Source organism: Streptomyces sp. NPDC052042, assembly GCF_044548345.1.
In the GTDB taxonomy this organism is placed as follows: Bacteria; Actinomycetota; Actinomycetes; order Streptomycetales; family Streptomycetaceae; genus Streptomyces.
In genome coordinates, this window is record NZ_JBIUBU010000001.1 from 282,931 (window position 1) to 305,593 (window position 22,663).

At 71.4% G+C, this 22,663-nt stretch carries 16 protein-coding genes; 6 read left to right on the forward strand and 10 right to left on the reverse strand.

Annotated elements, in window-relative coordinates; translation table 11 throughout:
- Nucleotides 1–42 precede the first annotated feature (42 nt).
- The 4 genes from ACIHCL_RS01255 to ACIHCL_RS01270 all read right to left on the reverse strand — a co-directional run bounded on the left by ACIHCL_RS01255 (nucleotide 43) and on the right by ACIHCL_RS01270 (nucleotide 4,234).
- Nucleotides 43–774: an ABC transporter permease gene (locus ACIHCL_RS01255; RefSeq protein ID WP_399855499.1), complete on the reverse strand. Its 732-nt coding sequence runs from the start codon at nucleotides 772–774 to the stop codon at nucleotides 43–45.
- A 34-nt stretch (nucleotides 775–808) separates the two neighbouring features.
- Entirely contained in the window at nucleotides 809–1,561 is a 753-nt protein-coding gene (locus ACIHCL_RS01260) for an ABC transporter permease (protein ID WP_399857081.1), read from the reverse strand.
- A gap of 166 nt (nucleotides 1,562–1,727) precedes the next feature.
- Entirely contained in the window at nucleotides 1,728–2,702 is a 975-nt protein-coding gene (locus ACIHCL_RS01265) for an ABC transporter ATP-binding protein (protein WP_399857083.1), read from the reverse strand.
- A 251-nt stretch (nucleotides 2,703–2,953) separates the two neighbouring features.
- Nucleotides 2,954–4,234: an NYN domain-containing protein gene (locus ACIHCL_RS01270; RefSeq protein ID WP_399855502.1), complete on the reverse strand. Its 1,281-nt coding sequence runs from the start codon at nucleotides 4,232–4,234 to the stop codon at nucleotides 2,954–2,956.
- Between the two features lie 225 nt (nucleotides 4,235–4,459).
- Here ACIHCL_RS01270 and ACIHCL_RS01275 point away from each other — a divergent pair, with 225 nt between their 5' ends.
- Nucleotides 4,460–4,639, forward strand: a complete 180-nt coding sequence (locus tag ACIHCL_RS01275) for a hypothetical protein (protein WP_399855505.1) — start codon at nucleotides 4,460–4,462, stop codon at nucleotides 4,637–4,639.
- Nucleotides 4,640–4,749: 110 nt separating this feature from the next.
- On the opposite strand, the gene dnaE is transcribed toward ACIHCL_RS01275, so the two are convergent.
- Nucleotides 4,750–8,289, reverse strand: coding sequence for a DNA polymerase III subunit alpha (gene dnaE / locus ACIHCL_RS01280; RefSeq protein ID WP_399855508.1), 3,540 nt, complete (start codon nucleotides 8,287–8,289; stop codon nucleotides 4,750–4,752).
- A 489-nt stretch (nucleotides 8,290–8,778) separates the two neighbouring features.
- On the opposite strand from dnaE, the gene ACIHCL_RS01285 reads away from it, so the two are divergent.
- The 4 genes from ACIHCL_RS01285 (at nucleotide 8,779) to ACIHCL_RS01300 (ending at nucleotide 13,641) form a co-directional block, all read left to right on the forward strand.
- The gene (locus tag ACIHCL_RS01285) at nucleotides 8,779–9,498 is read left to right on the forward strand and encodes a hypothetical protein (RefSeq protein ID WP_399855511.1); all 720 of its coding nucleotides are present in this window, start codon (nucleotides 8,779–8,781) and stop codon (nucleotides 9,496–9,498) included.
- A gap of 237 nt (nucleotides 9,499–9,735) precedes the next feature.
- A complete protein-coding gene (locus ACIHCL_RS01290) occupies nucleotides 9,736–10,551 on the forward strand; it encodes a DsbA family protein (RefSeq protein WP_399855514.1) in 816 nt (271 codons plus the stop codon).
- Nucleotides 10,552–10,697: 146 nt separating this feature from the next.
- The gene (locus tag ACIHCL_RS01295) at nucleotides 10,698–12,359 is read left to right on the forward strand and encodes an alkaline phosphatase D family protein (protein ID WP_399855516.1); all 1,662 of its coding nucleotides are present in this window, start codon (nucleotides 10,698–10,700) and stop codon (nucleotides 12,357–12,359) included.
- Nucleotides 12,360–12,675: 316 nt separating this feature from the next.
- On the forward strand, nucleotides 12,676–13,641 hold the full coding sequence (locus ACIHCL_RS01300; protein WP_399857085.1) for a zinc metalloprotease: 966 nt from the start codon (nucleotides 12,676–12,678) through the stop codon (nucleotides 13,639–13,641).
- 84 nt (nucleotides 13,642–13,725) lie between these two features.
- Here ACIHCL_RS01300 and ACIHCL_RS01305 read toward each other — a convergent pair whose 3' ends face one another.
- The 5 genes from ACIHCL_RS01305 to ACIHCL_RS01325 form a co-directional block, all read right to left on the reverse strand.
- Nucleotides 13,726–14,304: a dienelactone hydrolase family protein gene (locus ACIHCL_RS01305; RefSeq protein WP_399855518.1), complete on the reverse strand. Its 579-nt coding sequence runs from the start codon at nucleotides 14,302–14,304 to the stop codon at nucleotides 13,726–13,728.
- Between the two features lie 112 nt (nucleotides 14,305–14,416).
- Complete coding sequence (locus ACIHCL_RS01310) at nucleotides 14,417–16,003, reverse strand: Na+/H+ antiporter (RefSeq protein ID WP_399857087.1); 1,587 nt, start codon at nucleotides 16,001–16,003, stop codon at nucleotides 14,417–14,419.
- Nucleotides 16,004–16,156: 153 nt separating this feature from the next.
- Nucleotides 16,157–17,098, reverse strand: coding sequence for an RluA family pseudouridine synthase (locus ACIHCL_RS01315; protein WP_399855520.1), 942 nt, complete (start codon nucleotides 17,096–17,098; stop codon nucleotides 16,157–16,159).
- A 288-nt stretch (nucleotides 17,099–17,386) separates the two neighbouring features.
- Nucleotides 17,387–17,989: a signal peptidase II gene (gene lspA, locus ACIHCL_RS01320; RefSeq protein WP_399855522.1), complete on the reverse strand. Its 603-nt coding sequence runs from the start codon at nucleotides 17,987–17,989 to the stop codon at nucleotides 17,387–17,389.
- 58 nt (nucleotides 17,990–18,047) lie between these two features.
- Nucleotides 18,048–18,899, reverse strand: a complete 852-nt coding sequence (locus ACIHCL_RS01325) for a TraR/DksA family transcriptional regulator (protein ID WP_399855526.1) — start codon at nucleotides 18,897–18,899, stop codon at nucleotides 18,048–18,050.
- A gap of 551 nt (nucleotides 18,900–19,450) precedes the next feature.
- On the opposite strand from ACIHCL_RS01325, the gene ileS reads away from it, so the two are divergent.
- Nucleotides 19,451–22,600: an isoleucine--tRNA ligase gene (gene ileS, locus ACIHCL_RS01330; RefSeq protein WP_399855529.1), complete on the forward strand. Its 3,150-nt coding sequence runs from the start codon at nucleotides 19,451–19,453 to the stop codon at nucleotides 22,598–22,600.
- Nucleotides 22,601–22,663 lie beyond the last annotated feature (63 nt).

Consider the following 22,663-nt stretch of genomic DNA (forward strand, 5'->3'; position numbering starts at 1 on the left):
CCCGTGCCGGCCGCGCGCCGGTCCGGAGGTGCCGTACGCGGCCTACGACCCGGCCGACGGCGCGCTCCCGCCGGGGGACGTCCCGGGGCCGGGGGCCCCGTGCTCCGCGCCCGGGACCGGCCCGCCGGCCGCCCACCCCGGGAAGGTGCCCCACTCCGGCTCCGGGTCCCTCGGGCCGAACAGCGCCGTCAGCACGAGATGCGTCACCATCGCCGCCACCGGCCAGGCCAGCCAGGCCGCGGCCGCGGTCCTCAGCTGGAGCGGCGCGTCGAAGACCACCCCCCTGCCGACCGCACGCGCGTGCGCGACCACGTCCTGCTCCGGCCCGAGCCACACCCCGAGCCGCCAGGCCAGCAGGGAACCCAGCACCCCGCCCGCCGCGAGCGCCACCACCACGGCGATGCCGCCCCGGCGCCGGAACCAGAAGACCAGCGCGGCGGAGAGGATCCCGAAGCCCAGGGCCAGCAGCACGAACGTGCCGTCGGCGCCGATCGCCTCCTCGCCCTCGCTGTCCCGGAGGAAGACGGCCGTGCCGTCGGAGATCAGCGGAACCCTCGGCGCGAGCCACACCCACAGGACCCCGAGCCCGACGCCGGAGACGGTCACGAGCAGGGCGACGACCACCGCACGCAGCAGCTCCGGGCCGGTGTCCTTTGCCCCGCCCGCGGCGAGCGTGGATCCGGAACGTTCTTCCCCGGGACCGTCCCACTGCGGCGGGGTCTGCCAGGGGTCGTCGGACGAGGGCCGGTGCGGCGGCGTCAGGGGTGCGGTCACCGTGCCATGGTGCCAGGCGTCCCGGTGCGTCGCCTCACCGGACCGCCGCCCTGCGGTACGCCCAGGTGGCCACGGCCAGCGAGAGCACGCCGACGGCCGCGCAGACGGTGAGGTCCAGGGCGATGGCGGCCCAGTCCGGGTGGGCGTCGAAGGACCGCGCGAGCGCCTCGACCCCGTACGTCGACGGCAGCAGATCGCGCGCCCAGCCGACCGGTGCGGGCAGCCGTTCGGCCGGCAGGACGCCGAGCAGCAGCGCCGCCGACATGCCCAGTTGGCCGAGCAGCGTGGCCAGTTCCTGACGGGGCGCGAGCAGCCCCAGCGCGGCGCCGAGCCCGGAGAGCGCCGCCCCGGACAACGGGATGACGGCGACGAGCACCCACAGATGCGTCAGCGGAAGCCCGAACAGCACGCTGCCCGCCACCGCGGTGACGATCGTGCCGGGCACGGTGAAGGAGGCGTACGCCCCGGCCGCCCCCAGCACCACCGCGGCGGGCGGCACCGGCAGGGTGGCGTAGTGGTCGAGTCCGCCCCCGGCCCGCAACTGCCCGAAGTACTGGGCGAGCAGGTTGAGCGCGACGAACGCCACCACGAGGACGCTGGACCCGGCGACCACCGCCCGCGCCTCGGAGCCGCCGTCGACGACCCCGCGCATCAGCACCATGATCCCGATGGACTGGAACGTCGCGACGAAGAGCAGCGGGATCCGGGCCACCCTGGCCCGGGACAGCTGGGCGCGGTACACGGCCGCGAGCGAGGGGAACAGCCGGGCCCGCGGCGCGAGCGGCACCGGGGCCGCCCCGTCGTGGCCACCGCCGGCCCGGTCGGCGGCGGGCCCGGCCGGCCCGGTCACCGCCTGTGCGGGAACGATGCTCGTCACCTGGCGCTGCTCCTGTCCACTCGCTGCCCGGCCACGGGGGCGTGCCCGGGCGTCCCGCCCGTCACGGCCGCCCCGGTCACGCCTTCACCAGTCCCCTGGCCACGTCCCCGCCGAGCGCGAGGTAGACGTCCTCCAGACTGGGCGTCGCCAGGGTGAAGTCGTCGAGGGCGGCGAACGCCGCGCCCCCGGTCACCGCGGCGACCGCGGCGCGTGCCTCGTCGGGCCCGAGCCGCAGCACCCAGCGCCGCCCGGACTCCTGCGCCGAGGCGCGCAGCGCGGCCACCTCGGGAACGTCCATCGGCGCCCGTTCGCGCCACATCAGCTCCACCCGGACCTCACCGGCCACGCGTTCCTTGAGCCCGCTCGGCGTGTCGCAGGCGATGACCCGGCCGTGTTCGATCACCGCGACCCGGTCGAGGACCGTCTCCGCCTCGATGACGTTGTGGGTGACCAGCAGGACCGTCGTGCCGCGCTCGGCCCGGCGCCGGTCCACGGCGGCCCAGACGGCGCGCCGCGCGACGGGGTCCATTCCGGTGGTCGGCTCGTCCAGGACGAGCACGGGCCGCTCGCCGACCAGCGCGGCGGCGAAGCAGGCGAGCCGCCGCTGTCCGCCGGAGAGCTTCTTCAGCGGGCGCCCTGCGATCCCGGTGAGGCCCAGTTCGTCGAACACCTCGTCGCGCTCGGTGCGGGCCCCGGCCGCCGTGAGGCCGCGCAGCCGTCCGGTGGTCTCGGCGGCGAGCGACACGGTCAGTTCGTCGAGGGCGGTGGACTCCTGCCCGAGGTAGCCGATCAGCCGGGAGGCCCGTTCGGGGTGGCGCACGAGATCGTGCCCGAGCACGGTGATGCTGCCGGAGTCGGGCCGCATCAGCCCGGTGAGCTGCCGTACCAGGGTGGACTTCCCGGCGCCGTTGGGACCGAGCAGTCCGAAGATCTCGCCGCGCCGCACGTCCAGGCTGATGCCGTCGGTGGCGCGGACCTCGGGGGTGGCCGGCGCGCCGCGGCGCCCGCGTGCGGCGGGGTAGGTCTTGACCAGGTCACGCACCGCGCACACGGCCCCGGTCCCCGTCTGCGCCTGCGCCGTGCCCGTACTCACGAGGTACGAGAGTACGGGGTCGCACCGCCCGGATCACGTCCGGGGCCATGCCGGTCCGGCGCCGGCACCACTCCCGCCGGCCGCGCCGCCTCCCCCGCACGCCCGTATGCCTCCGTACGCGTCGCCTCCCCGTACGCCTCCGGGCGTGTACGGGCGGGGCACGGCCGGCTCCGGTGCACGCCCCCGCCGGTTCCGGGGCGGGCGCGCGGTCAGTCCCCGGACGGGCCCGCGCGCTCGGGCACCGGGGTGCGCCCCGCCGCCGCGCGTACGTCGATCTCCCGCCAGAAGCCCGCCCGGATGGCGTAGCGGTCGTGCTCGTCGATCTGGTCGTCCTTATGGGCGAGCAGGCCGAAGCGCGCCGCGTAGCGCAGCAGTTCGCCGTCGATGCGGTGCGGGATGCGCGGATACATCGCGGACAGCTTCTGCAGGTGGGAGTGGTCGGGGAGCCGTTCCATCCAGCGGCGGGCGAAGACCTGGCCGACCTCGAAGGGATCGCCGCCGACGGTGGTGATGTCCTCCTCCCGGTCCGCCCAGCGCTGCTCGGCGCTGGTGAGCTGGGCCAGCGTGGGGAGGGACGCGGTGTCGGCGGGTTCGCCGAGGGGTCCGCCGCGCTCGATCCAGCCCTTGTCGGAGGACCAGCGCAGGGTGGCGCCCGAGGGCGCGGAGGGGGTGGAGGGCTGGGCGCCCGGACCGCGCAGGCTGCCCGCCAGGTCCTTCGGGGTGGGGACGCCGGCCCTTCCGCCCTGGCCGGGCCGGTCGGCGGCGCCGCCCGTCTCGGAGGGCCGGGCGGTGCCGTCCGCCTCGTCGTCCGCCGTCCGCTCCCGCGAAGCCCGCTCGGCGGCCGCGGCGAGCGCCGCCTCCGGCAGCGGTGCGGAGAGGATCGCGGCGATCTCCGGGCCGGGCGCGGGCGGCGGGGCGCAGACACCGCCCGTCTCCTTGGCCTGCACGGCCCGGGTGATCCAGCTCCGGTCGAGCACCCGGCGTTCGTCCGCCTCGGCGACCAGGTCCTCGGACTGGTTGTAATCGCCGTCGGCGGCCTGCACGGCCCACAGATGGACGGCGACGCCGTGTTCCTTCGCGGACATCAGGCCCGGCAGCAGATCGCCGTCGCCGGTCACCAGCACCACGTCGGAACAGGCCCGGTTCCTCGCCAGCTCGGTGAGTTCCGCGTGCATCGCGGCGTCGACGCCCTTCTGCGCCCAGCGCCCGTCGCTGCGGGTCAGGGCGCCGAGCCGGACCGTCACCCGGGGCATCACCCGCAGCCTGCGGTGCTCGGGCTGCGGCACCCGGTCGGGGGCGCCGTCGAACCAATAGATGCGCAGCAGCGGCTGACGCGTATCGGCCTCCGCCAGTTCGCGCAGTCCCCGGATGAGGGCCGCGTGGTCGACGGTAATGCGGGAACGGGCGGGTTCTCCGGCCAGCAGGCTCGCGGCTGCGCCCAGCAGATAGCCGGCGTCCACCAGGACGACGCAACGGTCCACGCGTTCCACCCTCTTCCGGGAGTTCGGGTGTGGTCTTTGCGAAGAGTTTTCCTTCGAGTCTGCCCGAATGCTCGGGGGTAAACGGCCGGAACTCGATCATCGGCGTGGCGAACCCGAAGAACCGCGCATAATACACCATCACTACAGAGAGTAATGATCCAACATGCGTGATTTATTCCGCTATGTGAGCCTGAACGCGGCCCTGGCCCCGAGATCCCCCACAGGAGGAACCCCATGGCCAAGAACAAGAACCGCAAGCAGGGCAGTCGGCAGAACCGCGCGTCCGCCTCCCAGCACAGCGCGGATGAGGCCAAGCAGACCTCGTACGAGTCGCAGATACAGCCCCAGTCCCAGGCCCAGGGCAGCCCTGCCGATGTGGCCCGTAAGCACCAGCGGCGCTTCGGCCACAACTGACCCGAGGTCCGGCGGCAGGCCGGGCGAACGCCAGGGGCGGCCCCGCTGTTCGCGGGGCCGCCCCTGTGCGTGTCCTCCGTGCGCGGGCCTCCCGCCGCCGCGCGGCCCGTTCAGCCGGCCAGGCAGGACGGTCCGAGCAGCACCTTCAGGTCACCGTAGAGCGCCGGGTCGGGCTTCACCCGGTGCCGGTCGAGCCGGAGCACCGTGGTCTTGCGAGGGCCCTGGAGCCTGATCCGCACCTCGGTGTCGCCGCGGTGGTTGCTGAGCACCTCGCCGAGGCGGCTGACCATGGGCGGGGTGACCTTGACGGTGGGGATGGTCAGGACCACGGGGGCGTTGGTGCCCGCCGCCGAGACGTCGGGGACCTGCATCTCCATCGCGACCAGCCGGGGCACGTCCTCGCGCTTGTCGAGGCGGCCCTTGACGAACACGATGGTGTCCTCGACGAGCTGGGTGGAGACGAGCTGGTAGGTGGCCGGGAAGAACATGCACTCGATGGAGCCGGCCAGGTCCTCGACGGTGGCGATCGCCCAGGCGTTGCCCTGCTTGGTCATCTTGCGCTGGAGACCGGAGATGATGCCGCCGACGGTGACGATGGCGCCGTCTCCGTGCTCGCCGCCGGTCAGCTGGGAGATCGAGGCGTCGGCCTTGTCGGACAGCACGTGCTCCAGGCCGAAGAGCGGGTGGTCCGAGACGTAGAGGCCGAGCATTTCGCGCTCCTGCGCCAGCAGGTAGGACTTCTCCCACTCGACGTCGGAGAACTCCACGTCGAGGCCGAAGCCCGGCTCGTCGCCGCCCTCGTCGCCCATGCCGCCGAAGAGGTCGAACTGCCCCTCGGCCTCCTTGCGCTTGACCTGCACCACGTTGTCGATCATCGGTTCGTGGTGGGCGACCAGGCCCTTGCGGGTGTGTCCCATCTCGTCGAAGGCCCCGGCCTTGATCAGCGACTCGACGGTCCGCTTGTTGCAGACCACGGCCTCGACCTTGTCCAGGAAGTCCGGGAAGCTGCTGTACTTCCCCTTCGCCTTGCGGCACCGGATGATCGAGTCGACCACGTTCTGGCCGACGTTGCGCACGGCCGTCAGGCCGAAGAGGATCACGTCGTCGCCCTGCGCCGCGAAGTTCGACAGGGACTCGTTCACATTGGGCGGCAGCACCTTGATGCCCATGCGGCGGCACTCGTTCAGGTAGACCGCCGACTTGTCCTTGTCGTCCTTGACCGAGGTCAGCAGCGCCGCCATGTACTCGGCGGGGTAGTTCGCCTTCAGGTACGCGGTCCAGTACGTGACCAGGCCGTACGCGGAGGAGTGCGCCTTGTTGAACGCGTAGCCGGCGAAGGGGACCAGCACGTCCCACAGGGCCTGGATCGCCTCGTCCGAGTAGTTCTTCTTCTTGGCACCGGCCTGGAAGAGGACGAAGTTCTTCTCCAGCTCCTCGGGCTTCTTCTTGCCCATCACGCGGCGCAGGATGTCGGCCTCGCCGAGCGAGTACCCGGCGACGATCTGGGCGGCCTTCTGCACCTGCTCCTGGTAGACGATCAGGCCGTACGTCAGGCCGAGCGTCTCCTTGAGCGGCTCCTCCAGCTCCGGGTGGATCGGGGTGATCTCCTGGCGGCCGTTCTTGCGCTCGGCGTAGTTCGTATGCGAGTTCATGCCCATCGGGCCCGGCCGGTAGAGGGCCGAGACGGCGGAGATGTCCTCGAAGTTGTCGGGCTGCATCTGGCGCAGCAGGGAGCGCATCGGCCCGCCGTCGAACTGGAACACACCGAGCGTGTCGCCGCGGCAGAGCATCTCGTACGTCTTCGGGTCGTCCAGCGGGAGGCCGAGGAGATCGAGCTTGACGCCCTTGTTGCTCTCCACCATCTTCACGGCGTCGTCCATGATGGTGAGGTTGCGCAGGCCCAGGAAGTCCATCTTCAGCAGGCCGAGCGACTCGCACTGCGGATAGTCCCACTGCGTGATGGTCACGCCGTCGGTGTGCCGCACCCAGATCGGGGCGTGCTCGATGATCGGCTCGCTGGACATGATGACGCCGGCGGCGTGCACGCCCATCTGCCGGACCAGGCCCTCCACGCCCTTGGCGGTGTCGATGACCTTCTTGACGTCCGGCTCGTTCTCGTACATCGACCGGACCTCGCCCGCCTCGCTGTAGCGCGGGTGCTTGGGGTTGGTGATGCCGTCGAGGTCGATGCCCTTGCCGAGGACGTCCGCGGGCATGGCCTTGGTGATGCGGTCGCCCATCGCGTACGGGTAGCCGAGCACACGCGCGGAGTCCTTGATCGCGTTCTTGGCCTTGATCTTGCCGTACGTGCCGATCATGGCGACCTTGTCGGCGCCGTACTTCTCCGTCACGTACCTGATCACCTCGACGCGCCTGCGCTCGTCGAAGTCGATGTCGACATCGGGCATCGAGACGCGCTCGGGGTTGAGGAACCGCTCGAAGATCAGCCCGTGCTCGATCGGGTCGAGGTCGGTGATGCCCATCGCGTACGCCACGATCGAGCCGGCCGCGGAGCCTCGGCCGGGGCCGACCGCGATGCCGTTGTTCTTCGCCCACATGATGAAGTCGGCGACGACGAGGAAGTACCCCGGGAACCCCATCTGGATGATGACGTCCATCTCGTACTCGGCCTGCTTCTGCCGGTCCTCGGGGACGCCGCCCGGGAAGCGGCGCGCCATGCCGCGGCGGACCTCCTCCTGGAACCAGGTGACCTCGGTGAAGCCGTCCGGGATCTCGAACTTCGGCATCAGGTCGCGCTTCTCGAACATGCCGGTGGTGTCGATCTGCTCGGCGACCAGCAGCGTGTTGCGGCACCCCTCCTGCCAGGCGTCGGAGGAGTCGACCGCGTACATCTCGTCGGTCGTCTTGATGTAGTAGCCGCTGCCGTCGAAGCGGAAGCGGTCCGGGTCCGAGAGGTTCTTGCCGGTCTGGATGCAGAGCAGCGCGTCGTGCGCGGTGGCCTCGTGCGCGTAGGTGTAGTGCGAGTCGTTGGTCACCAGCGGCGGGATGCCGAGCTTCCGGCCGATCTCCAGGAGCCCGTCGCGGACCCGGCGCTCGATGTCGATGCCGTGGTCCATCAGCTCCAGGAAGTACCGGCCCTCGCCGAAGATGTCCTTGTAGTCGGAGGCCGCCTGGAGCGCCTCGTCGAACTGGCCCAGCCGCAGCCGGGTCTGCAGCTCGCCGGAGGGGCAGCCGGTGGACGCGATGAGGCCCTCGGACCACTGGGCGATGGTCTCCTTGTCCATGCGCGGCCACTTCTGGAGCCAGCCCTCGGCGTACGCGTCCGAGGACAGCCGGAAGAGGTTGTGCAGGCCCGTGCTGTTCGAGGCCCAGATGGTCTTGTGGGTGTAACCGCCCGAACCCGAGACGTCGTCGCGCTTCTGGTGCGGCTGGCCCCAGAGGACCTTCCGCTTGTGCTTGCGGGACTCCGGGGCGACGTACGCCTCGATCCCGATGATCGGCGTGACGCCGGCCTTCTTCGCGGAGTGGAAGAAGTCGTACGCCCCGTGCAGGTTGCCGTGGTCCGTCATCGCGATGTGCGTCATGCCCATCTCGTTGCACGCGCTGAACATGTCCTTGAGCCGCGCGGCACCGTCCAGCAGCGAGTACTGGGTGTGTACGTGAAGGTGCGTGAAAGGCGGCTTGCTCACGGCGCTGTGCCTCCGGGGGAACGGACTCTGGGTGACGGGTGGGGACAGCGTGGAAGTCTACGTCTCCGGGGAGAGGACCGCGGGGCACTCCCGGACGCCGTCGCGCGTTGGAGGTGCCGGAAACCCCGTTCCGTCCGTCCTCGCCCATCGGGTCCCAGGAGGCACCCGCAGATGCCTGAACAACGGACCGGTGCGGCCCAACAGCGGATTTTCGAGGCCGTCGGCGCGGCTTCCGGCGAGTTGCCGGCGGCGGACCCCGCCGCCTTGCGCGTGCGGTCCCGCGCCGAGCCGCCGGTGGACCTCGCGCGCGCCCGCGGCCCGCGCGCCCGCGCCGGCCTCCGGACCGTCCCCCGTCCCTTCCGCAACGGCCGCGCTCCCGGGCCGCGGCCCCGTCGGACCGGGTCCGGCGCGTCCCGCCCGGCGCGCGTCGGACACGACTTGGCCCCCTTCGGGGGACGCTCACAGCTTGGCATGGCACACTCCTCGACGATGGACATATCCGGGACGCAGCTCAGGACCGTTCGCGCGGCGCTCTTCACGGCGCTCGTCGTGACGCTCTCCACCGCGTCCCACGTCCTGCTCTCCCAGGTCCCGCTGCCGCTGACCGCCATCGCGCTGCTGGCCTGCGCGGTCTTCTCCGTGGCGTACGCGCTGGCCGGACGGGAGCGCCGCTTCGGCGCCATCGCGGGGCTGCTGGTCCCGCTGGAACTGGCCGCCGACACCTTCTTCACCACCGGCCAGCACCTCTGCTACGGCGCGGCGGGCGGCCCGATCGCGGGGCCGCTGCGCTCGGTCGGGGTGGACGTGCTGTGCGGCGGCGGCATCGGTGCCGGTGCGCCGCAGGTCGCCGATGTCGGAGTCCCGCTCGCCTCGGTGACCGATGCCGGGCGCACGGCGGCCTCGCTGCTGGCCTCCCCCGGCCCCGCGGTGCCGTGGCTGCTGCTCGCCGCCCATGTGTCGGTCGGGCTGCTCGCGGCGGCCTGGCTCCGGCGCGGCGAGTCGGCCCTGGTCGCCCTGTTGGGCGCGGCTGCCGCCCTGGCGTTCCGGCCGCTGCTGGTCGCGGTCGCCGCGGTGAGTACGGCCGACCGCCCCGTACGCCTCAAGGTGCGTGCCGCCGGGCACGGCCCGCACCCGCGCGTCCATGCCCGTCTGCTCGTGCACTCCATGGGACGCAGGGGGCCTCCGCGCCCGGCCCGCGCCCTCGCCTGAGCACGTACTGCCGCTCCCGGCAGCGTCCGCCCCGTCGCGCCGCCCGGCGCTCCCCGGCACTCGGCTTCGTTCGAGCGGGAAAGACCCCGGCGCCCGGCGTCGGCCGAAGCCCGAGCAGCGCCGCTGCGAGGCTTCCGGCCGCCCGCGGTCGCGCGCACCGGACGGCGCTCCTTGCGCGCGGACATCGCCGGTCACGGCAGTACGCCCCCGAAGACCTATCACCATGGAGAGACCAACATGAGCAAGCGCAACAGTCAGGCCAACAAGGCGGCGGCCCGCGAGCGTCTGCGCGCCGAACGCGAGCGGCAGGCCAAGCGGGAGAAGACCCGCCGGCAGATACTCGTCGGCCTCTCGATCGTCGCGGTGCTGGCGATCGCCGGCGGCGTCGGCTGGGGTGTCATGGAGATGAACAAGCCGTCCCACTGGGACGCGGCCAAGGACGAGAAGAACGTGACGGCGCCCAAGAACACCTCGGGCGAGAACGGCACGACCGTCGTCATCGGCAAGTCGACCGCCAAGAAGACGCTGGAGCTGTACGAGGACTCCCGCTGCCCGGTCTGCGGCACCTTCGAGCAGGCCATCGGCGAGACGCTGCACAAGGACGTCGACGCCGGCAAGTACAAGGTCAAGTACGTCGGTGCCACGTTCATCGACAACGCCACCAACGGCGAGGGGTCGAAGAACGCGCTGAGCGCACTCGGCGCGGCGCTCGACGTCAGCCCGGAGGCCTTCCTCGACTACAAGTACGCGCTCTACTCGACGAAGTTCCACCCGGAGGAGAGCGACGACAAGTTCAAGAAGGACTCCTACCTGATCGAGATCGCGAACACGGTCGACGCGCTGAAGGACAACAAGACGTTCCAGAAGAACGTCGAGGACGGCACGTTCGACGCCTGGGCGATGAAGATGTCGGAGGCGTTCGACAAGAGCGGTGTGCAGGGCACCCCGACCCTGATGATGGACGGCAAGAAGATCACCGCCGCGGGCAGCGAGAACTCCCCGATGACGGTGGAGGAGTTCACCGCCGCGGTCGACGCCGCGCTGAAGGGCTGAGACCCGCCCGCCGCACCGGAGCCGCACGTTCCGGGCGGAACGGGTCCCGCCGCATGGCCAAATCCTGACGGCTGTTCAGCAACAGGCAGGCGAACTTCCTTGGTTCGCCTGCCTGTTGGGCTTACCGGCCAGTAAGGTCCTGGCCCATGACGTCTCGACACCCTTCGCCGCAGCCCGCCGCCCCCAGCCGCCGCACGGTCGTCAAGGCTGCCGCCACCGCCGCCGTCGCGATCCCCGTACTGGGCTCCGCCGCCACCGCGCGCGCCGCCGACGGGCCCGCCTTCCTGCACGGCGTCGCCTCCGGCGATCCGCTCCCCGACGGCGTCCTCCTGTGGACCCGCGTCACCCCCGCGCCCGACGCGGTGCCCGGTTCCGGCCGCGGTGCCGACACGGCGGTGCACTGGGAGGTCGCCGAGGACAAGGGCTTCTCCCGGATCGTCTCGCGGGGCTCCACCGTCGCGCGGGCCGCCTCCGACCACACCGTCAAGGCCGACATCCGCGGGCTGCGCCCGGCGACCACGTACTGGTTCCGCTTCTCGGCGGGCGAGGGTGCGGCCGCCCTCTCGCCCGCCGGCCGCACCCGCACCGCGCCCGCGGCCGGGGCCTCCGTCACCGGTCTGCGCTTCGGCGTGGTCTCGTGCGCCAACTGGGAGGCCGGCTTCTTCTCCCCGTACCGGCACCTCGCGGCCCGCGCCGACCTCGACGCGGTCCTGCACCTGGGCGACTACATCTACGAGTACGCGTCGGGCGACTACCCGGCCGCACAGTACGTCGTACGGCCGCACGAGCCCCGGCACGAGATCCTCACGCTCGCCGACTACCGCACCCGGCACGGCCACTACAAGACGGACGCCGACCTCCAGGCCCTGCACGCCGCACACCCCGTGATCGCGATCTGGGACGACCACGAGATCGCCAACGACACCTGGTCGGGCGGGGCCGAGAACCACACGCCGGCCACGGAGGGGCCCTGGGCCGACCGCGCCGCGGGCGCCAGGCAGGCGTACTTCGAGTGGATGCCGGTCCGCCCCGCCACCGAAGGCACCGTCTACCGGCGGCTGCGCTTCGGCGATCTGGCCGACCTCCACCTGCTCGATCTGCGCACCTTCCGCTCGCAGCAGACGACGATCGGCAACGGCTCGGTCGACGACCCCGACCGCACGATCACCGGCCGGACACAGCTGGACTGGCTCAAGGCGGGCCTGGCCGGTTCGGACGCGACCTGGAAGCTGGTCGGGACGTCGGTGATGATCTCGCCGGTCGCGTTCGGCTCGCTGCCCGCGCATCTGCTGAAGCCGCTGGCCGAACTGCTGGGGCTGCCGAAGGAGGGGATAGCCGTCAACGTCGACCAGTGGGACGGCTACACCAGCGACCGCAAGGAACTGATCACGCATCTGCGGGACCGGTCGATCGCCAACACGGTGTTCCTGACCGGCGACATCCACATGGCGTGGGCCAACGACGTGCCGGTGAAGGCGGCCACGTACCCGCTGTCGGCCTCGGCGGCCACCGAGTTCGTGGTGACGTCGGTGACCTCGGACAACCTGGACGACATCCTGCACGTGGCACCGGGGACGCTCTCGGCGGTCGCGAGCACGGCGGTCAAGGCCGCCAACCGCCATGTGAAGTGGGTGGACATGGACGCGCACGGCTACGGCGTGCTCGATGTGACCCCGGAGCGCTCGCAGATGGACTACTACGCCGTGTCCGACCGGACGAAGCGGGACGCGACCTCCTCCTGGACGCGTTCGTACCGGACGCTCAGCGGAACGCAGAAGGTCGAGCGGGTGAACCAGCCGGTCCGCTGAGAGACCATTTCCGGCCAGCCGGGCTCATGTCGACGGCGGATGACATCGCTACGGCGGGTGGTGTGTCCCCGTACCCCAATGGGGACACACCACCCGCCGAGGTAACGCGAGACGCTGCGCCGGCATCTCAAACCCTGGAACACAGGGATTCTTTCCTCCCCGTTCCAACCGATTCACCCTTCGGCCGATCAGGCTTGATCATCCCTGCTGACAGCCTGACATGAACACGTAATCTCCCTGACGGCGAGGAGGACGTGCCTCCTCCACATACCCGCGAGGAGACCCCGTGCAGGCTCTTGCCCGTATTTCGCCGCGTATGCGCCACCGTGCGCTCGGCACCGCCCTCCTGGCCGGAACCCTGGCCCTGGCGCCCCTCTACGCCACCCCCGGCTCCGCCTCCACGAAGGTATCGGCCTCGTCGGCCACCACGACCGCCCAGCAGTGCGCGGACGACACGGCCACCGAGGCCACGGCCCGCAGGGCACACCCCTCGCAGACCACGAACACCCACGACCCCAACGAGCTGACCACCGCGCAGACCAAGGCCATGGAAACGCAGCTGCGGGAGAGACTCACGGAGCGGCGGGTCAACGGCACCGCCCTCGCCGCGGGCGCCACGATCCCGGTGTACTTCCACGTCATCCACTCCGGGACGGCCGGCAAGCTCAGCGCGACCGCCATCAACAACCAGATGAACGTGCTGAACGCCGCCTACGGCGGCCAGGGCACCGGCAACGCCAACTCCGGCTTCCGCTTCACGCTGGCCGGCACGGACTACACGGACAACAGCTCCTGGTACGGCGTCTCGCCGGGCTCCTCCGCCGAGAGGTCGATGAAGTCGGCGCTGCGCAGGGGCGGAGCGAACGCGCTCAACGTCTACACCGCCAACCTCGGCGGCGGACTGCTCGGCTGGGCGACCTTCCCCAGCTCCTACCGGTCCAACCCGTCCGACGACGGCGTCGTCATCCTGAACGCCTCGCTGCCCGGTGGCTCGGCCACCAACTACAACCAGGGCGACACCGCCACCCACGAGGTCGGCCACTGGCTGGGGCTGTACCACACGTTCCAGGGCGGCTGCACCGGCAACGGCGACTACGTCGCCGACACCCCCGCCGAGCAGAGCCCCGCGTCCGGGTGCCCGACCGGGCGCGACACCTGCACCAGCCCGGGCGTCGACCCGATCCACAACTTCATGGACTACTCGTACGACTCCTGCATGTACCAGTTCACCCCGGGCCAGGTGCAGCGGATGAACGACCACTGGACCGCCTACCGCGCCTGATCCCCCCGTCCGCCGGAGGGCCCGCGCACCGCGCCGGGCCCTTCGCGCGGCCGTCCGCCCGGCCGGGCCCCGGCTCCCGCGCGGTCAGAGGGTGGCGAGGAAACCGAGCGCGACCTTCCAGGCCAGCTCGGCCGACGCCGCGTCGTGGTCGGGCAGTTCGTGGTCGGTGAAGAGATGCCCCGCGCCCGGGTAGCGGTAGACCTCGACGTCGGCGCCGGTCCGCTGCATCCGCAGATACCAGGAGTTCAGCCAGTCATGCGTCTCGAACGGGTCGGGATCGGCGACGTGCAGCTGCACGGGCAGCTCGTCCACCGAGGCGTTCTCGGCGATGTCCGAGGTGCCGTGGAACAGCAGCAGCCCGCGCGCCTTCTCGTCGCCGAGCGCCAGCGTCTGCGCGGTGGCCGCCCCGAGGGAGAAACCGGCGTACACCAGGCCCCGCTCGGAGTAGGGCGCGGCGGCCAGCACCGCCCTCCGGAGCAACTCTTCCTTGCCCAGCTCCTCCTTGAAGGCCAGCCCTTCCTCGACGGTGTCGAAGGTGCGCCCCTCGAAGAGATCGGGCACGTGCACCTCATGCCCGGCGGCGCGCAGCCGGGCAGCGGCGGCGTGCACCGCGGGACGCAGGCCGTACGTCGAGTGGAAAAGCATGATGTTCATGAGGGCCATGGTGCCAGTTACGGGCGGGGTCGCGCCGCACACCGGCCCGGCCGCGCCCCGGAGGCCGACGTGAGCGGGCGGCCCGGACCGGGATGACGGGGGACCGCCGCACCGGCCGGCCTCACCGCAGGCTGCGCACGTCCAGCTGCCTCAGCACCCGGTCGACCACCTCCGGGTCGCTGCCCGCCTCGCTGCGGGCGGCCAGCACCGCGTGGCGGGCGGCGGACATCATCTCGCGCTGGACCCGGGTGATCGCCTTGAAGCGCTCGGCCCGCTGGGCGTACGCCTCCCGGCGCTCCTCGTCGACCAGGTCGGGGCTGATCCGGGCCCCCATGTCGTACGCCAGCCGCTGCAAGCGCTCGGCGACCTCCTCGGGGAACTCCTCGGCCTCCTGGATCTCCTTCAGCCGCTGCTTCGCCGCCCTGGCCGCGCGGGCCGCGAGGTCCTTCTCCAGCGCCTCCTCGGCCGCCGTGTCCGCCCGGACATGGAGCTTGCGGACCAGCCAGGGCAGGGTGAGGCCCTGGACGACCAACGTGGCCATGATCACGGCGAAGGCGATGAAGATGATCTCGTCACGCCCCGGGAACGGCTTCCCGTCGTCCGTCGTCAGCGGGATCGCCAGCGCCAGGGCCACGGAGGCGACCCCGCGCATGCCGGACCACCACATGACGACGGTCTCCCGCCAGCCGGTGGGGATGTCCTCGCTGACGTCGCGCCGGGTGTGCAGCCGCTTGGTGAGCCAGGTCGCGGGCAGCAGATAGAGCAGCCGTACCCCGACGACGACCGCGACGACGGCCAGCCCCCAGCCGAGCAGCTGCGTCTCACGGCCGTTCGCCGTGCCGAAGACGTTGTGGAGTTCGAGGCCGATCAGCCCGAAGGCGACGCCCGTCACGAGGGTGTCGACGATCTCCCAGAAGGAGCGGCCGGCGAGCCGGCCGAGGACGTCGTCGGCGTCGGCGGTGCGCTCGGCGAGGTAGAGCGCGGTGGTGAGGACGGCCAGGACGCCCGACCCCATCAGTTCCTCCGCGAGCACATAGCTCACGAACGGCACCAGCAGCGTGAGTCCGACCTGGAGCGTGGCATCGCCGAGCAGACCCATGAGCTTGATGGTGAGCCAGCCGAGCGCCAGGCCCACCACCACGGCGACGACCGCGGACAGGATCAGCAGACCGAACGCCTCGGGAAGGGAGAAGGTACCGCTCACCGCGGCGGCGATCGCCACGTGGTACAGCACGATCGCGGTCACGTCGTTGAACAGCCCCTCGCCCTCCAGGATGGAGACGAGCCTGCGCGGCAGACCGACGGAACCCGCGACGGCCGTCGCGGCGACCGGGTCGGGCGGGGCGACCAGCGCTCCCAGGGCCACGGCGGCGGCGAGGGGCAGTCCGGGGACGATCGCGTTGGCCACGGCGGCGACCGCGGCCGTGGTGACGAAGACCAGTGCCACGGCCAGCAGGAAGATCGGCCGCTTGTTGGCGGCGAACTGCCGCCAGGAGGTGCGCTGCACGGAGGCGTAGAGCAGCGGTGGCAGCAGCGCGGGCAGGATGATCTCCGGCGGGATGTTCACGTTCGGCACGAAGCTGAGGAACGCGAGGCCGACCCCGGCGAGCGTCATCAGCACCGGCGCGGGCAGCCCCAGGCGCTCCCCCAACGGCACCGTGACCACGGCTCCGAGCAACAGCAGGAGGAGCAGTGCCATCTGGTCCACAAGAGGTGCCTTCCGAAACACGGCGATCCGGCCGTCGAGGCCGGGCGGGCAGGGCTTCAAGCCTGCCATGCATCAGCCGCTACCCGGACAACACCCCCTTTTTCCGCCTTGGCCCCCTGGTCCGCCGACCGTGACCGGCGGAGCAACGGCTCGTCACCGGCTCTCCGCCGCGACCCTGTCCAGGGCCTGCTGGAGGTCGTCGGGGTAGTCGCTGGAGAACTCCACCCAGCCACCGTCGGACGGATGCTCGAAGCCGAGGCGGACGGCGTGCAGCCACTGCCGCGTCAGGCCGAGGCGCTTGGCCATCGTCGGATCGGCGCCGTAGGTGAGGTCGCCGACGCAGGGGTGGCGGTGCGCGGACATGTGCACCCGGATCTGGTGCGTGCGGCCGGTCTCCAGCTTGATGTCGAGGAGGCTGGCGGCCCGGTACGCCTCGATGAGGTCGTAGTGGGTCACGGAGGGCTTGCCGTCGGCGGTGACGGCCCACTTGTAGTCGTGGTTGGGGTGACGCCCGATGGGGGCGTCGATGGTGCCGCTCATCGGGTCCGGGTGACCCTGCACCAGCGCGTGGTACTTCTTCTCGACGACCCGCTCGCGGAACTGCGCCTTCAACAGGGTGTAGGCCCGCTCGGACTTGGCGACGACCATCAGGCCGGAGGTGCCGACGTCGAGGCGGTGGACGATGCCCTGGCGCTCGGCCGCGCCGGACGTCGAGATCCGGTACCCGGCCGCGGCCAGCCCGCCGATCACCGTCGTGCCGGTCCAGCCGGGGCTGGGGTGGGCGGCGACCCCGACCGGCTTCACGATCACCACGATGTCCTCGTCGTCGTGCACGATCTCCATGCCCTCGACGGGTTCGGCGACGATCCGCAGCGGCGCGGGCGCCTGCGGCATCTCCACCTCCAGCCAGGCGCCGCCCCGCACCCGCTCGGACTTGCCGACCACCGCGCCGTCCACCTGCACCTTTCCGGCGGCGGCCAGGTCGGCGGCCTTGGTGCGGGAGAAACCGAACATCCGGGAGATGGCGGCGTCGACGCGCTCGCCCTCCAGACCGTCGGGTACGGGCAGGGTGCGGACCTCGGGATACGTACTCACCTGATCGAGTATGCCTTGCGGCCGCCGGTCCTCGTGCACGGTCCCGCCCGGTGCCGGGAACGGCACCGGGCGGGGAGAAGCGCCGGTCCTCGTGTGCGGTCCCGTCCTGGTGCCGGGAGCAGCGCTAATGCCGCGGCAGGCGACGTTTGCCTGTCAAGGAGCGCGTCCGGTGCGTGCTCTCGGTGTACTGGCCGGAAGCCCTCGTACTGGACGTACTCGGGTTTTCGGCCGGTGCGGCGAGAGGGCGTGCCGGACGTCGCGACGGGGCGAACGTTGCCTGATGCGGCACTAGTCCTTGTGCACGGTCCCGTCCGGGTCCAGGCCGCGGAAGGAGAGGAGCACGATCAGGATGCCGCCGCAGACGATTCCGGAGTCGGCGAGGTTGAAGACGGCGAAGTGCTCGACGGAGATGAAGTCCACCACCGCGCCCTCGAAGACGGCGGGGGAACGGAAGAGGCGGTCGGTCAGGTTGCCCAGCGCCCCGCCGAGCAGCAGGCCGAGCGCGATGGCCCACGGCAGGCTGTAGAGCTTCCGGGCCAGTCGCGCGATCACCACGATCACGGTCGCCGCGATGGCGGTGAAGATCACCGTGAACGCCTCGCCGAAGCTGAACGCGGCGCCCGAGTTGCGGATCACCTCGAACTTCAGCCAGTCGCCGATGACCTCGACCGGCTGGTGGTGCTCCAGCTTCGCGACCACCAGCAGCTTGCTGATCAGGTCCAGCAGGTAGGCGAAGGCGGCCACGCCGAAGAGCACCGCGATCTTCCGCTTGCCCCTGGCGGCGGGTGTCTCCTCGGCCGGACTCCCGGCCCGGTCGGCGGTCTCCTTGCCCTCGGTCCCCTCAGCATCGGGGATGTCCGGCGTATCGATGATGCGCTCCGCCTCTGCCACGTGAGTCCCTCAACCTAGGTTCCTGACTGAGGACGAGGGTACGGCACACCGCACCGGATCAACCGCGCCGCTCCTGCCTCTGCTTGTCCTCGACGCAGAGCGTGGCACGGGGGAACGCCTGCATCCGGGCCTTGCCGATCGGCCTGCCGCAGACCTCGCACAGTCCGTACGTCCCGGCGTCGAGCCGGGCCAGCGCCCGTTCGGTCTGTTCCAGCATCTCCTGGGCGTTGGCGGCGAGCGCCATCTCGTGCTCGCGGGTGATGTTCTTGGTGCCCGTGTCGGCCTCGTCGTCGCCCGCCCCATCGCCGGAGTCGCGCATCAGTCCGGCGAGGGCGATGCCCGCGGCCTCCAGCTCGTTGCGCAGCCGCGTGCTCTCACCGCTCAGCACGGCCCGCGCCTCGTCGACCTCCTCCGGGGTCCACGGGTCCTCGTCCGGCCGGACCGCCAGCTCGCCAGGGGCCGTCGTGACGGCTCCCCCGCCCGCCGGCGCGTCCTCGTCGGTCTTGCGGGTCCGTGCCCCGCTCTTCTTGGCTACCACCGTGTGGGCTCCCGTCTGCTCGGCGGACTCGGCCGCCTCCGTGGCCGCCGAGGCGGCCTTCTTCGAGGACTTCCTGGCCGCGCTCCTCTTCGCGGGCGCTTTCCCGGCCGGTGCCGCGTGCCCGGCGTCCGCGCGGGCGGCGGACACCTTCTTCGAGGCCGCGGCCTTCTCCCCCGTGGTCTTCTTCGCCGTGGTCGTCCCGGCGACCGCTTTCCTCCCGGCCGCCTTACTCGTCGTCTTCTTCGCCGCCTTCCTCGTGGCCGCCTTCTTCGCCGCGGCCCCGGGGACGCCCTCCGTGTCCGTCCTTCCCGCCGCCGCACCCGTGGATCTCGTCGACGCCGTCTTCTTCGCGGCGTTCTTCTTCGCCACCATGGCCGCGGCCCCTTCACATATTGTGATCTTGCACGCGAATCGTGCTGGGACGATAAATCGGCCCCGGCCCCGCGGCAACGGGGCACGCCGCCGATTTGCACCGCCCGCGCCCCCCGCGCCGGCCTGCCCCCATCCGTTGTGCCCAGCTCATCGCCCGATAATCCGACTCCCACGGCCGCCGACCCGCCTCCCCCGGGTCCGTCCGATCCCCTCTCCCCATTCGGGTCACGCCGCGCACCTGTCGATATCCGGTCGGCCGACGTCCGCACGGGCCCGTACACTGGCCTGAGCGAGAGGCGTGGATGGGCCGAGTAGCGTCGTACGCAGCCAGGAGCGACCCGGGGACGGTGGAAGCCCGGGGGCGAGCGCGTCGTGAAGATCACCCCGGAGCCGCCGGAAGAACGCCGAGAGGCAAGTAGAACCGGCATCGCGACCCCAATGAGGGGGCCACGGGCGTGTACCCGGGGCCAAGGAGGGTGGTACCGCGGGAGTCGAGGAGACTCTCGTCCCTCCGACGGAAGTGGAGACCGTCCGCCGGAGGAATTCCGCCCATGACATCACCGCAGTACCGCCAGGTGCCCGCCCAGGTCGACCTGCCCGCGCTGGAGCACGCCGTGCTCGACTTCTGGCGCGAGAGCAAGGTCTTCGCCAAGACCCTCGAACAGTCCGAGGGCCGCCCCGAGTGGGTCTTCTACGAGGGCCCGCCCACCGCCAACGGCATGCCCGGCGCCCACCACATCGAGGCCCGCGTCTTCAAGGACGTCTTCCCCCGCTTCCGCACCATGCAGGGCTACCACGTCGGGCGCAAGGCCGGCTGGGACTGCCACGGCCTGCCGGTCGAGCTCGCGGTCGAGAAGGAACTCGGCTTCAACGGCAAGAAGGACATCGAGGCGTACGGCATCGCCGAGTTCAACGCCAGGTGCCGCGAGTCCGTGACCCGCCACACCGACGCGTTCTCCGAGCTGACGACCCGGATGGGCTACTGGGTCGACCTCGACGACGCCTACCGCACGATGGACCCCGAATACGTCGAGTCGGTGTGGTGGTCGCTGAAGGAGATCTTCAAGAAGGGGCTGCTGGTCCAGGACCACCGCGTCGCCCCCTGGTGCCCCCGCTGCGGCACCGGCCTCTCCGACCACGAGCTGGCGCAGGGGTACGAGACGGTCGTCGACCCGTCGGTCTTCGTCCGCTTCCCCCTCACCTCCGGCCCGCTGGCCGGCGAAGCCTCCCTCCTCGTCTGGACGACCACCCCCTGGACCCTGGTCTCCAACACCGCCGTCGCCGCCCACCCCGACGTCACCTACGTCGTCGCGACGGACGGCGAGGAGAAGCTCGTCGTCGCGCAGCCGCTCGTCGAGAAGGCCCTGGGCGAGGGCTGGGAGACCACCGGTGAGACCTTCACCGGACGCGAGATGGAGCGCTGGGCCTACGAGCGCCCGTTCGCCCTCGTGGACTTCCCGAGCGAGGCCCACTACGTCGTCAACGCCGAGTACGTGACGACCGAGGACGGTACGGGTCTGGTCCACCAGTCCCCCGCCTTCGGCGCCGACGACCTCCAGGTCTGCAAGGCGTACGGTCTCCCCGTCGTCAACCCGGTCCGCCCCGACGGCACCTTCGAGGAGGACCTGCCGCTGGTCGGCGGGGTCTTCTTCAAGAAGGCCGACGGGGCGCTCACCGAGGACCTGGCCGCCCGGGGCAAGCTGTTCCGGCACGTTCCGTACGAGCACAGCTACCCGCACTGCTGGCGCTGCCACACCGCGCTCCTCTACTACGCGCAGCCGTCCTGGTACATCCGCACGACCGCGATCAAGGACCGGCTGCTCGCGGAGAACGAGAAGACCAACTGGTTCCCGGACTCGGTCAAGCACGGCCGCTTCGGCGACTGGCTGAACAACAACGTCGACTGGGCGCTGTCCCGCAACCGCTACTGGGGCACCCCGCTGCCGATCTGGCGCTGCGAGGACGGCCACCTCACCTGTGTCGGTTCGCGCACCGAGCTGGGCGAGCTCGTCGGCGCCGACCTGTCCGGCCTCGACCCGCACCGCCCCTTCATCGACGAGATCACGTTCACCTGCTCGCACGAGAACTGCCAGCTGGAGGCGTACCGCGTCCCGGAGGTCATCGACGCCTGGTACGACTCGGGCTCGATGCCGTTCGCGCAGTGGGGCTACCCGTACAAGAACAAGGAGCTGTTCGAGAGCCGCTACCCGGCCCAGTTCATCTCCGAGGCCATCGACCAGACCCGCGGCTGGTTCTACACGATGATGGCGGTCGGCACGCTGGTCTTCGACCGGTCGTCCTACGAGAACGTGGTCTGCCTGGGCCACATCCTCGCCGAGGACGGCCGCAAGATGTCCAAGCACCTCGGGAACATCCTCCAGCCGATCCCCCTCATGGACCAGCACGGCGCCGACGCGGTCCGCTGGTTCATGGCGGCCGGCGGCTCCCCGTGGGCGGCCCGGCGCGTCGGCCACAACACCATCCAGGAGGTCGTCCGCAAGACCCTCCTGACCTACTGGAACACGGTGGCCTTCCAGGCGCTGTACGCCCGCACGTCGGACTGGGCGCCGTCGGCGGCCGACCCGGCCCCCGCGGACCGCACGGTCCTGGACCGCTGGCTGCTGAGCGAACTGAACGCGCTGGTGGACCAGGTCACGCAGGCGCTGGAAGGGTACGACACCCAGCGCGCCGGCAAGCTCCTGTCGGCGTTCGTCGACGACCTGTCCAACTGGTACGTCCGCCGCTCCCGCCGCCGCTTCTGGCAGGGCGACAAGGCCGCGCTGCGCACCCTGCACGAGGTCGTCGAGACCGTGACCCGGCTGATGGCCCCGCTCACCCCGTTCATCACCGAGCGGGTCTGGCAGGACCTGGTGGTCCCGGTGACTCCGGACGCCCCCGAGTCGGTGCACCTCTCCTCCTGGCCGACGGCCTACTTCACGGTCGTCGACCCGGAGCTGTCGGCCCAGATGGCGCTGGTGCGCCGGCTGGTCGAGCTGGGCCGGGCCACCCGCGCCGAGTCCGGTGTCAAGACCCGCCAGCCGTTGTCCCGGGCCCTGGTCGCGGCGGCCGGTTTCGAGTCGCTCTCGCCCGAACTGCGCTCCCAGATCACCGAGGAGCTGAACGTCTCCTCGCTGGCCTCGCTCTCCGACGTCGGCGGCTCGCTGGTCGACACCACCGCGAAGGCGAACTTCCGCGCGCTCGGCAAGCGGTTCGGCAAGGGCGTCCAGGCGGTGGCCAAGGCGATCGCGAACGCCGACGCGGCGGCCCTCTCGCTGGCCCTGCGCGAGGGCACGGCCTCGGTCGAGGTGGACGGTGAGACGGTCAGCCTCGCCCCCGACGAGGTGATCGTCACGGAGACGCCGCGCGAGGGCTGGTCCGTGGCCTCCGATGCGGGCGCGACCGTCGCCCTGGACCTGGAGATCACCCCGGAACTGCGGCGCGCGGGCCTGGCCCGGGACGCGATCCGTCTCATCCAGGAGGCCCGCAAGAACAGCGGCCTGGACGTCGCGGACCGCATCGCCGTCCGCTGGACGTCCACCTCTCCCGCCACGGTGGAGGCGCTGACCGAGCACGCGGCCCTGATCGCGGACGAGGTCCTGGCGCTGGACTACGCGCAGGGCGAGGCGGACGCGGCCTACGGTGCCCCGTTCGAGGACGAGGGCCTGGCCCTGGCCTTCCGCCTCCGCAAGACGGAGCAGTAGCACCGGCTCCTCGGCGGGTCCGTCCGGAACACCCGTTCCGGACGGACCCGCCGTTCTTCGTCC